The organism is Psychroserpens sp. NJDZ02 (assembly GCF_004843725.1).
Lineage (GTDB): Bacteria > Bacteroidota > Bacteroidia > Flavobacteriales > Flavobacteriaceae > Olleya.
Window position 1 is genome coordinate 1,381,149 of sequence record NZ_CP039451.1, and the last position, 15,713, is coordinate 1,396,861.

Consider the following 15,713-nt stretch of genomic DNA (forward strand, 5'->3'; position numbering starts at 1 on the left):
GATACTACAAAAAAAACCATGTCTTGGTTAGTTACTCTTACTATAACTGGCATAAAAAATAGGATTACTCTTTATTATCATCTGCTTCTGCGCGAAGTTGGAATATCTCTGTTCCGGATTTAATGACAGAAGCCTTTTGATAATAATGACCTGTTGCAAAATAATCTGCCCCAACGAAAGCATAAGCCGAAGGTCGTTATAAAGGCACGCCTTACAGAACCTATGTTGGTAAAACCTATAAAGGTGGCTACAGCGATCTTTTTCCTGTGTATATGGTTTTGAAGAAAAAATAATATTATATAACACTTATTAAAAATGTTATAAAATTCTAGGCATGCTATTTGCATAACTTTGACTCAAATAAACGCATTAAGATGGATAATATAATAAAGTACGACGTAGGTAGTAATGCTATAAAGCATTTACTTACGGTTAGTAACACTATAGAATTATCTTATGTTTATTTACAATCTAAGACCACAAATGACGATATAAAATCCTGGATTGAAGACCATTTAAGCTATACACTATCCTTTAAACAACAATCGATATCCATTTTAAAAACGTTAAATAGCACACAAAAAGAGCTGAGTAACTCTGCAATCAAATTAAAATATAGTTTTCTAAAAGTTAAAAGCCTTTTTTATAAAATTGAAGATGATGTTATAATTAACGAATGCTTAAAACTTAACGCCTATTTTTTGAACGAACTTAATAAAGAGATGAAATCTGGGATACTATCTAAATCGTCTTACAACTTGTTAAACACATTAAAAAACAACCTTTTAACTACCAAGCAAGACTTTTACTTTTCAAGATTACGGGTTAGCTAATCTTTTTCTTTTCAGTTTTTCTTTAACCGCTATGGCTGCACTTGTGTAACCACCTTCTGTGCCATCTACAAAATGGATGTGCTTTTCTTTTCTATCTTCGATATAACAAGACATTATAGAGGCATGCGTGATATGTAATCCGTAAATAATCTTGTCACTAGACTCTAAATCATCTAATAGAATTTGTAATCGATTAACCTGTTTGTCTGTACCACTTATTACTGTATTGATAGAGCCATCTAACATAATAGTATCTGAGAGTTGACTAACTTTAAAAACATAATATTTACCTGCTTTAAACAGTTTAAAGTAATACTTTCCAAATAGCGTTACAAGCCAATTATTGATTAGATAGCCTTTACTATTTTTTCCTTTTTTGACATACATCTCTTTTCTTATTTTTTGTAAAGAGGTGTTTAGCTTTAACTTTAAAGCACTAATTGGATTCCGTTTTTCAAGATTACCAAAAATGTAATTAATCTCATTCATTATAGTGCCAAAAATTTCGGCTTGCTTTTTTTCATCCTCACAATTTACTAGAAGACATATAACTTTTTTGTCAGATTGATTTGGAGATATTTCATCCCATCGACACTCCATTCCTTCTAGATTTAATTCTATCTTGTTATTACTTATAGTTTCAGAAGCTATAAATTGCGCTTTTATAATGGTCTCAGCATATTTAATACCATTACCTAACACAACAGGAGTTGTCAGGTATTTATTATGTCTTAATTTTGTTATTCTTAGCGTCACATTATTTGCATAAAGTTTCTCAACGTCTACATGTCCAACTCTTAAATTAAGCTTCAAAGTGTTTTTTATATGTTGACTATAATTGTTTAAAGCCAATAAGACAGGTTCCAATAACGTGTTGGGAATAATAAAAGTGGACCCATCGCCTCCAAAAAAATAAGGAATTGTTACTTTTTTATTAATACTTTTTAAAGTATTCAAAACGGTTATTATACTTCCCGTAGCACATAAATTAACATCATTATGAAATCCTTGTGATACAGCCACGGTAGAGTTTTCAATATCAGTCACTACTACAGACCAGTTTTTAGGCACACTAGAAAACAGACTTTCATCCTTTAATAGGTCTGTTAATGGCAAACTGTTTTTCTTAATATTTTTATAAAAATCTAAATCTGCTGTCATCATTACATTAAGGATCTTAAAGACCATACTTAGCTAGCAAAGATACTACTAAAGTAATTGTTCTCTTAATTACAAAATCATGTAACATCCCTATAAAATTATGTAACACCTTAAATAGGTTCTCTTATTAATTTTACAACACAATAATAATTAATACAATACTACTCGAAATTTAGGTTTAAGGATTTTAGTATCCTGATCGTGGTTGGTTGTTAATATAGATAGTAGAGTAGTATTTTTAAAACCGAAGACATGAAACCTAATAAACTGCTTTTAATTATAGTCCTGATTTGTATAACCCCTATGTTAATCCTATCGACTAATAATGATGTCACAATAGTTAGTCAACTACCGGCAATAAAAACAACAGTTAAAATGGAGAAAACCAATGTTACATCAGCATTAGGACTCGCTATTGATGATGACTATTTTGATATCAAAATAAAAATCCCAAACTATAAAGTATCAATAGATTCTAATCAAAATATTATTATAACATCAGAGAACACTTCATTTATTCTAGATAAAAAGGGTACCAAAAACACGACTAAATATACTGTTTCCAACACTGCAAAAATCATTAATATTATCACTAGACTTTAATAATATAGACTTTTAATATATTTTTATATTATCTTTATTTTGTAACTAAATATATAATATGACCCTGTTTTTTAAATTCGATTTTAATGCTATTTGCCAAATAGTTTTAGAGCAAACACTAAACGCTAATGACGTCAAATATAAAACGATTGGATTTGGAGAAATCGAAGTTTTAGAAAAACTAAGCAAAGATAGACACGCCAAACTAGAAGAAGCTTTAAGCAAGTATCAAATAGACATTGTCGAAAATCAAAAAAGCATTTTAGTCCAAAAAATTAAAGACACTATTATCGATATGGTTTTTAATGAGGATACAGTGGTTAATGTAAAAAGTTCAGTCTATTTAGCGGAAACTTTGGAGCATAGCTACGGGTATCTTTCTAACTTATTTTCTGAAGTAACGTATACGTCTATTGAGCATTTTATTATTATTCAGAAAATAGAATTTGCTAAACAATTAATTAATAAACAAGAGTTTAGTTTAACCGAAATTGCATTTAGGCTAAACTACTCTAGCGTTGCCCATTTAAGCACGCAATTTAAAAACACGACAGGTATTACACCTTCGGCGTTTCAACGAATCATTGCAAAAAGAAGAGCATTAAATCAACAAAACAACCAGTAAAAGACATGCAAGAAGACTATATAAACATAACGTTGGCAGACGATGACGAAGATGACAGATTATTTTTTACAGATGCTTTTGACGACATAAAAATAACCACCAGAGTTAAAACATATAACGATGGTGTTTACTTGATGGATTATTTAAATAGTGATGACGCCTTACTGCCTAACGTGTTATTTTTAGATTTAAATATGCCTAGAAAGTCAGGTTTAGAATGCTTGAAAGAAATCAAACAAAATCCAAAATTTAAGGATATTGCAATAGCGATTTACTCCACCTCAGCTTCCGAAGAAGATATTGAAAACACCTTTATACAAGGAGCCAATATTTATATTAAAAAGCCTAGCGATTTTAAAACGCTTAAAAAAGTATTAGCAGAAGTCGTGACAATCAATTGGCAATACCATACCAATAGCATGAACAAAGAAAACTTCCTATTACGTTTTTAAACTATGATCAAAACATTATCAAATAATATTTCTTTCTTAAGATCAATGCTTTACATAAGCGCATTGGTTATTCTCGTTGTTGGCGCCTTAACTTATAGAAGCATCACGGAAGTCACTAAGTCTTCCGAAATGATAACACACACCTATAAAGTCAATGTCGAATTAGAGCAAATACTATCCAATCTTAAAGATGCAGAAACAGGACAACGTGGTTATATCATTACAAATGACTCTATTTTTTTAGAGCCTTATATTGTCGGTAGAAGTAAAATAAACAACAGTTTTGCAGAACTTAAAGCATTAACCACAGATAACAGTGTATTAAAAGATAATTTAATAGATTTAAATGTCTTAATTAACAAAAGGTTATTGGCCTTTCAGACCTCTTACCGATCACTTCCAAAAAATGATATTGACGATCCTAATTTTATTTCTAATTTCAGGAACGGCAAAGTGTTAATGGATAGCATTAGAGATAAAATTAAAGGCGTTATCACATTACAAAACAATTTATTAGACAAACGGAACGATGCCTATAAAAGCGACTTGATGGCAACACCTTTGTTATTATTTTCTCTTTTATTATGTTCGCTATTACTGATGTATGCAGCTTATAATAATATTTACAAAAACATAAAACGATTAAAAGCATCAAACGAAGAATTAGAAATTTTTAAAGAATCTACCAATCAGTCGGAAATTGTAAGTAAACATGGTAGCTGGACTTGGAATGCTCAAACCAATACGTTTACCTACTCTGACAATTTATATAGATTGTTAGGAGAACAACCACAATCTTTTGAATCTACCATAGACAACTTTATGAAGTACGTGCATCCCGAAGATGTCGACCAACTAAAGGAACAAGTAGAACAAATGCGCGAAGACGCCGAACTCCCTTATATCTATTACAGGGTGGTGCACAAAAACGGGAATATAAAGCATCTTAAAGCTTATGGTAAATCTTTAGTTAACGACGATGATGAAACCGTATTACTAGGGACAACCGCGGATATTACAGACGAGATTACAAGCTTTAGAGTCTTAGAAGAACGTAACGCAGAGCTAGAACGAAACAATAAAGAATTATCTTCTTTTAATTATGTAGCCAGTCATGATTTACAGGAACCATTACGAAAAATTCAAACGTTTTTATCACGTCTAGAAGATGAAGAAGCAGAAAAATTATCAGAAAAAGGATTAAAATATATTAACAGAATACAAAATGCAGCGACTAGAATGCGCTCGTTAATTGACGATTTGCTTCAGTTTTCTAGATCAAATAAAGCTGACAAAGTTTTTGAAGACTCTAATGTCAATCTTTTACTAGAAGCAGCAAAACAAGATTTAGCAGAGATTATCTCATCAGAACATGCAGAAATCACATCGGATGCATTTCCTACAATGACCGTCATACCTTTTCAAATACAACAGTTGTTTGTCAATTTATTAGGGAATTCAATTAAATATAAAATTGAAGGACAAACACCTAAAATAACGATTACACATCAGATTATTGAAGCAGAAAAAGAAGATCCTATCATAAAACCTAAAAAACCTTTTTACCATAAAATAGTCTTTACAGATAATGGTATTGGTTTTGACAATCAATATGCAGAACAAATTTTTACACTGTTTAGCAGATTACATAATAAAGACGAATATTCTGGAACAGGTATAGGCTTATCGATATGTAAAAAAATCGTAGAAAACCATAAAGGCTATATTACCGCTAGTGGACAACCTGGTAAAGGCGCCATATTTACAGTCTATTTACCTATCGACTAAAGACACCAACACTTTTTATCTCCAGCCTTACTTTTTAGTAAGGCTTTTTTTATGCAAAAAATGTAAATCAATATTGAAATTTTATAACGCTCTATGAAAATGATGTAACACAAAAATTGCTCTTAAGTGTCACCTTTGCAGTGTAATTAGTAACGAATGAAACAGAAATGAGAATTCTATAACTAATACAAAAAATGATGTAACATCAAAACAAGACATCGGTTGCATCTTTGTAACATCATAAAATTATAAGTAAGACAATGAAATATTTTAAAAATAGAAGAGTAACCGTTTTAGTCTTCTGTACTGTATTACTGATTGCTTTAAGCTTTATTTCTTGTGATGAGTTAATCACAAACAAACATCGAGAAAAGAAAAAAACAGAACAAACCAATCAAACCATAAGTACCAACAAAAATGAAGCTAAGCTATTACTAATGTTATCTAAAGACAACCAAGATGTCATTAAACTGAGTAAAGTATTACAAGATGTAATTATTAAAGATCAAAATGTTGCTTTGGCAAAAAAAATTGAACTAACACATTTAGAGATTGCAGAAGATTTTCATGAAGTAGCCTCGGACAAATTAATATCAATACCTAACTATTCAGAAATAACAATTAAGCCACCTTTAGATAGCAACCAACAAGATTATAAAATTAAAACCTTAAAAAAGCTAGAATCTAAAATAGACAATCAATTGTTTTTATTAGATAAACTATCAAAAACAACCAATAGTCCAGACTTTAAAACATTGATTGGTAAAGCGGACTCTAAAATAGAGGATAGCCTAAAAAAAACAAAGAACATTATAAATAATATAATTACAAACAGTTAAAATAATTATGAAAACAATTACTATGAAAACAACAATATTCACCTTAATATTTTTAGTTACAAGCACATTTTTTGTTTCGGCAGCAGAATTAGACTTATTAGACAGTGACTTGTTAAATAATACTCCCAAAGTCAAAGTGGACAAACCACAAATTTATCAATGGACTGTAAAAACTTCTACTGGTGTATTTACAGGTACAGCAGATAATTTAAAGGAGGCTAACAGTCAAATCTCAGAGCTTTCTAAAACATCAAAAATCATTAATAAAAACATTACTAGCATTAATTTAAATCACCCTCAAAATGCCGATCGTATTTATACTTGGGGTGTTATTACAGATCGAGGATATGCAACAGGTGTTGCTACATCTATAAGTCAAGCCACAACCATGGTGAAATTAATGGGGGATTTAGAAGTCCAAAAAACCAAAATTATTGAATCTTTTAAATCAAACAAATAAAAATATTAACCTAAAACCATAAAATATCATGAGAGGACTACTTTATATTATCGCAGTAATACTTGTAATAGGTTGGGCACTAGGATTTTTTGTGTACAGCGCAAGTGGATTAATTCACATCCTTCTAGTCATTGCAGTAATAGCAATATTACTAAGACTAATAGGCGGAAAAGGCGTCTAACTACTATAAAATTTTTAATACAAATAATAAACAAAAAATACATATGAAAAAAATAATATTCTCAATACTAGCCATAACAATCACAGCATTTACAGTAAATGCACAAGATATTTCTAAAAACGCACTAGGTTTAAGATTAGGTGATAACGATGGACTAGGTGGAGAAATATCATACCAAAGGCATTTAAACGACAACAACAGATTAGAGTTGGATTTAGGTTGGAGAGACTCCGATAACTTAGACGTATTTAAACTAGTTGGGTTATACCAATGGGTTATGCCGATAGATGACAGCTTTAACTGGTATGTTGGTGCAGGTGCCGGATTTGGATCTTACGATTCAGGAAATGATGATGGCACTTTTGCTTTAGTCGCTGGAGACATTGGTATCGAGTACAATTTTGATATTCCATTACAATTATCATTAGATTTTAGACCAGAATTAGGATTTGATGATGCTTATAGTGACGATGTTGACTTTGATATAGCCTTAGGGATACGCTATAGATTCTAAAACAATCCCAATTAATTATTAACACATCAAAAACTAAAAATTATGAAAACGACAAAAGACAATAACGCATTAGTAAATACATTACAAGACTTACTTCAAAAAAACTACGATGCAGAAGCTGGTTATAAACAAGTAATGCAAAAAACAGAAAATGCACCTTTAAAAAACTGGATGCAACAAAAGGCATTACAACGTAATACGTTTGCAACCGAGTTAGATTTTCAAATAAGAAAGCACAATGCAGAGCCTAAAACATCTGGAACCATTGCAGCTGATTTACACAGAGGATGGATTAATGTAAAATCTACTTTATCTTCTGAAACAGATGAAGCGCTATTAGAAGAATGCATTAGAGGAGAAAAAGCAAGTCTTAGTGAATACGAAGAAAAGCTAGAACAATTTAATGAAGACTCTGAAATCAAGACTATTATTGAATCTCAGTTAACCACTGTAAGATCGGCATTAAATACCGTAAAAAGACTTGAGGATATTATAGGATAATCTAACCTTTTAAAAACCAAAAATCATGAAAAAGATACTATATACCATATTGACACTAGTGCTTTTATCCACTTCCTTCGTGGCGTGCAGAGAGCAAACAGAAAAAGAAGAAGTTATTCAGGAAATGAAAGATGATGATGGTACAGATATAAAAATAAAAGATGACAAAATCAAGATGGAAACCGAGGATAAAAAGGTAAAAATCAATGAGGACGGCATTAAAGTAAAAGACAAATCTTAAAACACGACCAACATGAAAAAATTAGCATATACTTTTCTAGTTATGTTTAGTTTAGCGATTACGCTAACAGGATGTAGAGAAGAAAAATCAACAGGAGAAAAAGTAGGAGACGCAGTAGAAAATGTCGCAGATGATGTAGAAGATGCCGTAGATTAACATCTTGTAAATCAACACAAAAGGCCCGCAATAATTGCGAGCCTTTTGTATGTTTAAAACAATATTATAAACTACTACTTCCTCAGCAGTAATAACTCTTTACAGAGGACTTCAGTCGTATACCGTTTCATGGTTATTGCTACTTCTTTTCATTTATTTCCAAAATAATTACTTCTTATGTTGTTATTAAGCACCATATTCAGGTTAAAAAAATGACTAGATCTTACAAATGATTAATTAGTTTGTTTTATTTTTTGGAAATACTATCCGCCATAATTAAAGCGTGGAACTAATTCAGGAGGTGGTCATACTTATACTTATAGGTATGATTCAGACAGAGATAATCGTATTACTTACCATGCCAAAACATACCAGGTAATTACTCCAGCTCAGTAAGTTAAAAAAAAAAAAAAAAGAGTTGATTAATAGTTTTAAACAATAATCAACTCTTTTTAAGAGTTAAAAAGGCAAACATAAAATAAATGAAAATTAAACTAACTCTAATAATTAGTTTCACTTTTTTAATAACTAATATTACTTTTTCCCAAAAAGGAATAATGAGTTTTAATCAAAAAGATATAGAAGCTTACAAAGTAGATTCTGGTGTTTACAATTTTTGGTTTTACAAAAATAATTGGAACAAACAACGCACGTTATCTAAAGGAGACACCTTACCTTATTTTGTAAATGAGAGCGAGTATAAAGGGATTTTAAATTATGGAATAAAGTACTCAATGTTAGATAAAACTAACATACATTTTAATGAATACTTCAAGATGTACTACATGAAAGTGGTCTTGGAAAAATTTAGTTTTAATCCCAAAGATAGCTTAGTTAGCATTCAAGGTGTTGTAAAAAAAGGATGGTCTGCAAAAGACGATATATACAAACAATCTGGAACTAAGGTGGAAAAAAATAATGTTAATATATATATTGGGGGGAAAAAAGACACCATAAGTAAATTATACTATGTTCCAGACTTAATGATTAATTATCCCGATAAATACAAAATAACACATAAAGACAAGAATATTAACAAAAAGACAATTCTAGATACCTTCTCCTCCTTTTACATAAATAATTATCATCATTTTGAGACACAAAAAGGAACTAATAGAATATTTAGTATTAAAGCCAAGATTAATCCTCATTCTATATTAACTTTTGGATTAACAAACTGTTATACTGAAATTTTTGAAATAGGACAATTAGTTTTTAATACTAAAGATAAAAGACGTAAAAAAGTAAAGGCAAATAAGAAAAAAGAAAAAAAACATGATAATAAAAAATTTAAAGTCATAATACGTAACAATATACAAGAATTGTATAAAGACACTATTCCTAAACCAAAACAACCTTGGTATTATGAAATAGTTAAAACTGCAGAAGGTTATATAGCAAATAACCAATACGCCAAAGCTAGAGATGAATACAACAAATTATTAGAAAAAGAGCACTATATATTCGCAAGAGATTTACACAATGCAGTTCGCGTAGCAATTACAACTAGAGATGATAAAACAGCAATATTACTGTGTGAAAAATTGGCATTAAAAGGAGTCTCTCTTAACTATTATAATGCTAATATATTTAAAAGACTAAAAGGTAAAAAATTATGGAATTCCTTTTTATTAAAATATTCTAAACTTAATGACCAGTATCAAAAAGGATTAAATCTAGTTTTAAAAACTAGATTGTTTGAGTTAATCGCCATGGATCAAAAGGATTATGTAGCACATTCCAAAGGCAAATTCGAGCGGTCCAAGCTAAATGAAACAACCCAAATAGTTGATGGAGAATTAATAAAATTGATTACAAAAGAAGGTTTCCCTACAGAAGAAAAAATAGGTATTGAAATAACAAATGATACAATTATAGATATAAATCCAGATTATTATGTTTTAATAAATCACAGCCACCAAGTTAATAGCAATAGACTCACAGAAATAAAAGATATCTTAAAAGAAAATGCCAAAAAATTTGAGTACGACAATGTTCGCAATAACTTAACTGGGTTTATAAATGCAAGCACTTGTTTTATGTTATATAAAGGGAATTTGTATAGCGAAAAGAACTGTTTAGTAGATAAATTAAAACTACAAAAAATAAAATATCTTTTTAAAAACACTTACGGGTTTATTATAGATCAAACCGATCTATCCGAACTTGGATTTAGCAAGAAAAACGAGAAAGAGGATGAGGAATTTATGAAGACTAATTTTAATTTTATAGAAAAAGTGGAAGACAACTGGCTACAAGAAGACTAAAATAATATGATTTTATAGAGGTCAGTAGTTAATTGCTTATTAATTGAGATTGATACATTTTATTTCCTTTTACCATTTTAGTGATTAGATTATTGAATATTGTAGTCTTACTTTGTGATCGGTTTATTCTAAAACAGAATTCGTTAAAGTATCTATTTAAGTTGTCATCGCTTACCCAAGAATACGTTGTTCTTATCCAAGACTTAACTTGATGTGTCATGGTATGAGTGCCTTAAAGTTTAATCCTTTGTTACTCTCTATTTGTGTGATATCGTGAGCTTTTGCTATAGGCCTATAACCTCTCGACTTATCTGTCGTTACGTTAGCCTCTCGACTTATATGATTAATAAAAATATATTGCAGTGATTGGTCGGAGAAGTCTTCTATTTTTATAGCATACATTCTCTTAACCTTTCCTTCTTTGGTGAACTGGATAGCGGTGATTGCTTTCTTTTTCTTACCATCGTAGCTTCTACCAGTTTTACCTTTATCGCGACCACCTAAAACGAACTCATCAACGAAAACCTCTCCATCCATAGGGTTAACCACTTGAAGACATTGCCTCTCTTACCTTGAGTATAAATAGTCTAGCTGTCTTTTCGGTTACACCGTAACGAACTCTCATGTAACTAGCTGATAAACTTTTAGTCGATGCAGCCATCTCAAAGCAGATAAAAAATGCTTTTCTAACACCAAACTTAACTTTATGCAAAAGCGTATCCGCAGTAGCTGACTCGGTATGCCTACAAATATTACATTGTCTAGAAAAATCACCTCCTGATTGACAGGCAGTATGGTTACATCTTGAACATTTAAATATTATTTTAGACTTGATTGAAGCTAGGTATTCTTTACAATCATCGTCTGTTTTAAAGTGATCAGAGAACTCTAGAAGATTTTGACCTTTAAAGATGTCCATAATATCATATATTTATTGATAGTTAAGATACGAATTTAGCTACTGACCTCTAAAACCCTATTCAAAAAAGGTGTCATTTCTGCTCAAGATTATGAAAATAAACAGATAGAATTTGCCCAAGCAGAACGCAATTACAAGAATTTCGAATCATCTATTTCACAAATAAGAGAGGGTATTAGTAATGCAAAAAAAACATCTAAAGGCACAGAAATAAATAGAGTAAAAGAAGAAATGAGTTTGCTTAAAAACGTCATTCAGACTTTTAATCAATTAAAAAAAGCCATTAAAGATTGGGAGTCTCAATATCTTTTACAATCTAATATGGACGGTAAAGTCGCATTTCTAAATTATTGGGATATCAACCAAACGGTAAATCAGGGCGATTTAATCTTTACAATTATTCCAAGTGAAAACTCTTCATTTATTGCTAAACTAAAAACACCTGCTCAAAATTCTGGAAAAATAAAAAAAGGGCAACGGGTAAATATAAAAATAGAAAACTATCCTGATACTGAATTTGGAGTCCTAAAAGGAACAATAAACAATATCTCTTTAATCCCAGATGCCGAAGGCTTATATCTTGTTAAAGTCAACCTACCAAAAACCCTAATCACATCTTACAATAAGACATTGGATTTTAGACAAGAAATGAGGGGTTCGGCTGAAATCATAACAGAAGATTTAAGACTGATAGAACGTTTCTTTTATCAATTTAGAGGAGTTTTAAAACAATAAAAACACTCAAATTAATGAGTGCTTTTAAAGTCATTCCAAAATAATTTATAATTGTAATAGGCCTATAAATATTATTTCCCGAGCAGCAACAATTCATTACAAAGCACCTCAGTCGTATACCGTTTCATACCATCTTTATCTTCCCAACTTCTGGTGGTTAGCTTTCCGTCTATAGCCACTTCTTTTCCTTTAATAACATATTTTTCTATAATGTCCGCCGTTTTGCCCCATGCCACTATTTGATGCCATTGTGTATCTGTAATTTTCTCTCCTTTTGCGTTTTTATAACTTTCGTTTGTGGCTAATGTAAATCTTGCTAACTTTTTACCAGATTCTAAATTAATAATTTCAGGATCTTGTCCAAGGTTTCCAATTAACTGTACTTTGTTTCTTAACGTATTCATAAGATAAGGTTTTAATAGTATTGAATTTCATTAGTTCCATTCAACACTGCAAAGATGATTCAGTAACCAAATAGTAATCGGTAGTTACGCATTTAATGTCGGTTGTAAACGTTTGTTGTCGTTTGTAAACGGAAATTATGTATCTTTCCTTTTCAATTTAACTATTTACGACACAATTATTTACACCATTATTTTCTATCACTCAGAAACTAGAATATATTTTGAAATAATAATTGAGAACATAAAATTCAACTATAAAAAATAAGTATGCGTATTTATATAGAAACAGAACGCTTAATACTTCGCGAGTTTGAAGACCAAGATATTGATGGGTTGTTTGCATTAGATTCCGATCCACTAGTCCACAAATATTTAGGAAACAAACCCGTAACCAATAAAGCCCAATGTTTAGAATACATTGCCACATGCAAGCAAAAATATAAAGCACATGGCATTTGTAGATTAGCACTTATAGAAAAAGAGTCTGGCGATTTTATTGGCTGGTCTGGCTTAAGACTTATTGACGATTACACGTTTAACAATCGGACTAATTTTTACGATGTTGGCTACCGACTTATACCCAAATATTGGAATAAAGGCTATGCCACAGAATCTGGAAAAGCAGCTGTTAATTACGGCTTTGAAACCCTGAAGTTAGATACTATTTTCGGTTTAACCGAAATAAATAATCAAGCGTCACATAATGCCCTATTAAAAATTGGTTTAGATTACATTGAAGATTTTTACTATCCCGAAGACGCTGTACAATTACGTTGGTATGCCATTACAAACCCTAATTTATAAACAATCATGAATAAAGCATGTCCAGAATGTGGCGATAAAATAGTCGGTCGTATAGATAAAAAATTCTGTAGTGACGGTTGCAGAAATGCCCATAACAACAAGGTTAATAAAGATGGTAAAAACTTAATCCGCAACATTAATAACCGTTTACGTAAAAATTGGCGCATTTTAGAAAGCTTAAATCCTGATCAAAAAACAAAAACCACCAAAACTAAATTAGACGCCAAAGGTTTCGATTTTAATTATTTTACAAGTATTTACACTACAAAAGCTGGTACTATTTATTATTTTGTTTATGATCAAGGTTACTTGCCTTTAGACAACGATTTTTATGCACTTGTAAAACGCCAATAATACTATGAAAAAATTACTTCTTTTACTGCTAGTTTTCAACTGGAGCTGCAATTCTAAAACTAACGTAGCGACCTCTACCGATCAAGAAAATAAAAATGATGTTGTCGCTAACGTAACTCCCATTCCGCTTGACGGAAAAAAAGCAACGTATTTATATCATTTTGCATACGATTGTGTAGATCAAGAATATCCTAACAAACTAAATCAGGTTTTGGGAGATGGCACATATTTAAAAACGCCACAGCAATTACACCCTGCTTTTTATGGTTGTTTTGATTGGCACAGTTCTGTACATGGACATTGGACTTTAGTTACTATTTTAAAAGATTTTCCAGATTTTGAATCTAGAGATGCTGTTTTAGCTAAGCTGAAAGCAACCTTAACTGAAACCAATATTTTAAAGGAAATTGACTATTTTGATGACCAATACAACAAAACATTTGAACGTACTTACGGTTGGGCTTGGCTACTTAAATTAGCCGAAAGCTTAAAAGAATGGGACACGCCAGAAGGCCAACAACTATCAAAAAACTTAACGCCTTTAACAGCACTTATTGAAGAAAAGTGCATCGCCTTTTTTAATAAATTAAATTATCCAATCCGCGTTGGAGAACATCCAAATACCGCTTTTGGGATGAGTTTTGCATTAGATTACGCAAAAAAATACAGTCCCGAATTAGAGCAGGTAATTATTGACAAAGCCAAAGTGTTTTACTTAAAAGATGAAGGTTGCCCGATAACTTGGGAGCCTGGAGGTTTTGATTTTTTATCACCTTGCTTACAAGAAGCTTCACTTATGGCTAAAGTGCTTCCAAAAACAGAATATATCAAGTGGCTAGATGCGTTTTTACCTGGGTTTAGACACAATCCTTCTCAATTTATAAACACTGTAGAAGTGGTTGATAAAACAGATGGTAAAATGGCACATTTGGACGGTTTAAATTTTAGTCGCGCTTGGTGCTTGTATGAAATGGGTTTGATATTAGACAATCAAAACATGAAGGCCTTAGCTAATACACATTTTAATGCTAGTTATGATAAAATGGACACGGGAGAATATGCTGGTGCCCATTGGTTGGCTTCGTTTGCATTGTACGCTTTAAAATCAGGAGCACAAAAATTGTAACTAATCCGTCCTTTTATAGACTAATAATTAACCAACCTAAATGCTTATTTTTCAATGATAACTTACATTATTTTTTCACTATTTGGATTAACTGTAGCAGTTATATTTTTTCTAAACTACTATTTTAGCTCTAAAACAAAAATCTTAAGACGTTTAAAACAAGTGTCTTTTAGTCGCATTAGTAGTTTACAAAATAACAAATTTGCAAAAATTGAAGGTCTTGCCCTGAATATTGAAGATCCTTTAATAGCGCCATTAAGCAAACGTAAATGTGTGTATTATAAAATTAAAATCGAGAAAAAGGTAAGTTCAGGTAAAAATTCGCGTTGGGAAACAATCGTTGACCAAAAGGTCATCCAAGATTTTTTTATTGAACAAACAGGAGAACGCCTTATTATATTACCGACGGTAAATAAAAACAACTATTATGACTATTTGGTTACAGATAGAAATACTAGTTCTGGAACATTTAATGATCCAACCCCAGGATTTAAAGCCCTTTTAGAATACTATAATATCCAATCAGAAACCTTTTTTGGTTTTAACAAACAGCTACGTTATAGCGAAGCAATTTTAGAAGTTGGAGAACCTGTAACTGTAGCTGGCCATGTTAAATGGATAAAACTAGAAGATCCTGTAAAGGATTACAATTACTCACGTATCGCCTCACTTACGGCTAAACCGAAAGATAAAATTTTAATTACCGATAGTCCTGAAGCTTTACGACCAAAATTTGGTCGTGCTTAATAC

Annotated in this window: 20 protein-coding genes and 2 pseudogenes; 19 read left to right on the forward strand and 3 right to left on the reverse strand. The window is 31.1% G+C overall.

The window, feature by feature from the left end:
• Positions 1-188: 188 nt before the first annotated feature.
• Positions 189-293: pseudogene (locus E9099_RS19455) on the forward strand (endonuclease); the annotation flags it as partial.
• A gap of 81 nt (positions 294-374) precedes the next feature.
• Positions 375-833, forward strand: coding sequence for a hypothetical protein (locus tag E9099_RS06100; RefSeq protein ID WP_136582804.1), 459 nt, complete (start codon positions 375-377; stop codon positions 831-833).
• On the opposite strand, the gene E9099_RS06105 is transcribed toward E9099_RS06100, so the two are convergent.
• Positions 819-2,021 carry a DUF3095 domain-containing protein gene (locus tag E9099_RS06105; protein WP_240788961.1) on the reverse strand — a complete coding sequence of 401 codons (1,203 nt, stop codon included), beginning with the start codon at positions 2,019-2,021 and terminating at the stop codon, positions 819-821. The two genes, E9099_RS06100 and E9099_RS06105, sit on opposite strands and share 15 nt — an antisense overlap.
• 225 nt (positions 2,022-2,246) lie before the next feature.
• Between E9099_RS06105 and E9099_RS06110 the strand changes: the two genes are divergently transcribed.
• The 12 genes from E9099_RS06110 (at position 2,247) to E9099_RS06160 (ending at position 10,621) form a co-directional block, all read left to right on the forward strand.
• Positions 2,247-2,597, forward strand: coding sequence for a hypothetical protein (locus E9099_RS06110; RefSeq protein WP_136582805.1), 351 nt, complete (start codon positions 2,247-2,249; stop codon positions 2,595-2,597).
• Positions 2,598-2,655: 58 nt separating this feature from the next.
• On the forward strand, positions 2,656-3,222 hold the full coding sequence (locus tag E9099_RS06115; RefSeq protein ID WP_136582806.1) for a helix-turn-helix domain-containing protein: 567 nt from the start codon (positions 2,656-2,658) through the stop codon (positions 3,220-3,222).
• A 5-nt stretch (positions 3,223-3,227) separates the two neighbouring features.
• Positions 3,228-3,674, forward strand: coding sequence for a response regulator (locus E9099_RS06120; protein ID WP_136582807.1), 447 nt, complete (start codon positions 3,228-3,230; stop codon positions 3,672-3,674).
• A 3-nt stretch (positions 3,675-3,677) separates the two neighbouring features.
• Entirely contained in the window at positions 3,678-5,462 is a 1,785-nt protein-coding gene (locus E9099_RS06125) for a sensor histidine kinase (protein ID WP_136582808.1), read from the forward strand.
• Between the two features lie 260 nt (positions 5,463-5,722).
• Complete coding sequence (locus E9099_RS06130; RefSeq protein WP_136582809.1) at positions 5,723-6,301, forward strand: hypothetical protein; 579 nt, start codon at positions 5,723-5,725, stop codon at positions 6,299-6,301.
• A gap of 22 nt (positions 6,302-6,323) precedes the next feature.
• On the forward strand, positions 6,324-6,761 hold the full coding sequence (locus E9099_RS06135; protein ID WP_136582810.1) for a hypothetical protein: 438 nt from the start codon (positions 6,324-6,326) through the stop codon (positions 6,759-6,761).
• A gap of 28 nt (positions 6,762-6,789) precedes the next feature.
• Entirely contained in the window at positions 6,790-6,942 is a 153-nt protein-coding gene (locus E9099_RS06140; protein WP_116823882.1) for a lmo0937 family membrane protein, read from the forward strand.
• Between the two features lie 43 nt (positions 6,943-6,985).
• Positions 6,986-7,456 carry an outer membrane protein gene (locus E9099_RS06145; protein WP_101016038.1) on the forward strand — a complete coding sequence of 157 codons (471 nt, stop codon included), beginning with the start codon at positions 6,986-6,988 and terminating at the stop codon, positions 7,454-7,456.
• A 42-nt stretch (positions 7,457-7,498) separates the two neighbouring features.
• On the forward strand, positions 7,499-7,957 hold the full coding sequence (locus E9099_RS06150; RefSeq protein WP_136582811.1) for a ferritin-like domain-containing protein: 459 nt from the start codon (positions 7,499-7,501) through the stop codon (positions 7,955-7,957).
• Positions 7,958-7,982: 25 nt separating this feature from the next.
• Complete coding sequence (locus E9099_RS06155) at positions 7,983-8,198, forward strand: hypothetical protein (protein ID WP_136582812.1); 216 nt, start codon at positions 7,983-7,985, stop codon at positions 8,196-8,198.
• Positions 8,199-8,210: 12 nt separating this feature from the next.
• Positions 8,211-8,354: a hypothetical protein gene (locus tag E9099_RS19145; RefSeq protein WP_168800721.1), complete on the forward strand. Its 144-nt coding sequence runs from the start codon at positions 8,211-8,213 to the stop codon at positions 8,352-8,354.
• 482 nt (positions 8,355-8,836) lie between these two features.
• Positions 8,837-10,621 (forward strand): hypothetical protein, encoded by a 1,785-nt coding sequence (locus tag E9099_RS06160; RefSeq protein WP_136582813.1) that lies wholly within the window; start codon positions 8,837-8,839, stop codon positions 10,619-10,621.
• Positions 10,622-10,649: 28 nt separating this feature from the next.
• On the opposite strand, the pseudogene E9099_RS06165 reads toward E9099_RS06160, so the two are convergent.
• Positions 10,650-11,540: pseudogene (locus E9099_RS06165) on the reverse strand (IS1595 family transposase).
• A 231-nt stretch (positions 11,541-11,771) separates the two neighbouring features.
• Here E9099_RS06165 and E9099_RS06170 point away from each other — a divergent pair.
• The gene (locus E9099_RS06170; protein ID WP_240788962.1) at positions 11,772-12,275 is read left to right on the forward strand and encodes an HlyD family secretion protein; all 504 of its coding nucleotides are present in this window, start codon (positions 11,772-11,774) and stop codon (positions 12,273-12,275) included.
• Positions 12,276-12,346: 71 nt separating this feature from the next.
• Here the strand turns inward: E9099_RS06170 and E9099_RS06175 are convergent, their stop codons facing one another.
• Positions 12,347-12,679, reverse strand: coding sequence for a single-stranded DNA-binding protein (locus E9099_RS06175; RefSeq protein ID WP_090841774.1), 333 nt, complete (start codon positions 12,677-12,679; stop codon positions 12,347-12,349).
• A 267-nt stretch (positions 12,680-12,946) separates the two neighbouring features.
• Between E9099_RS06175 and E9099_RS06180 the strand changes: the two genes are divergently transcribed.
• From E9099_RS06180 to E9099_RS06195, 4 genes are read left to right on the forward strand one after another with little or no spacing between them, the layout of a single operon-like run.
• Entirely contained in the window at positions 12,947-13,483 is a 537-nt protein-coding gene (locus E9099_RS06180) for a GNAT family N-acetyltransferase (protein WP_136582815.1), read from the forward strand.
• A 6-nt stretch (positions 13,484-13,489) separates the two neighbouring features.
• A complete protein-coding gene (locus E9099_RS06185) occupies positions 13,490-13,837 on the forward strand; it encodes a hypothetical protein (protein WP_136582816.1) in 348 nt (115 codons plus the stop codon).
• Positions 13,838-13,841: 4 nt separating this feature from the next.
• Entirely contained in the window at positions 13,842-14,963 is a 1,122-nt protein-coding gene (locus E9099_RS06190) for a DUF2891 domain-containing protein (RefSeq protein WP_136582817.1), read from the forward strand.
• A gap of 54 nt (positions 14,964-15,017) precedes the next feature.
• Positions 15,018-15,710 carry a hypothetical protein gene (locus tag E9099_RS06195; RefSeq protein ID WP_136582818.1) on the forward strand — a complete coding sequence of 231 codons (693 nt, stop codon included), beginning with the start codon at positions 15,018-15,020 and terminating at the stop codon, positions 15,708-15,710.
• The last annotated feature ends 3 nt before the right edge of the window (positions 15,711-15,713 follow it).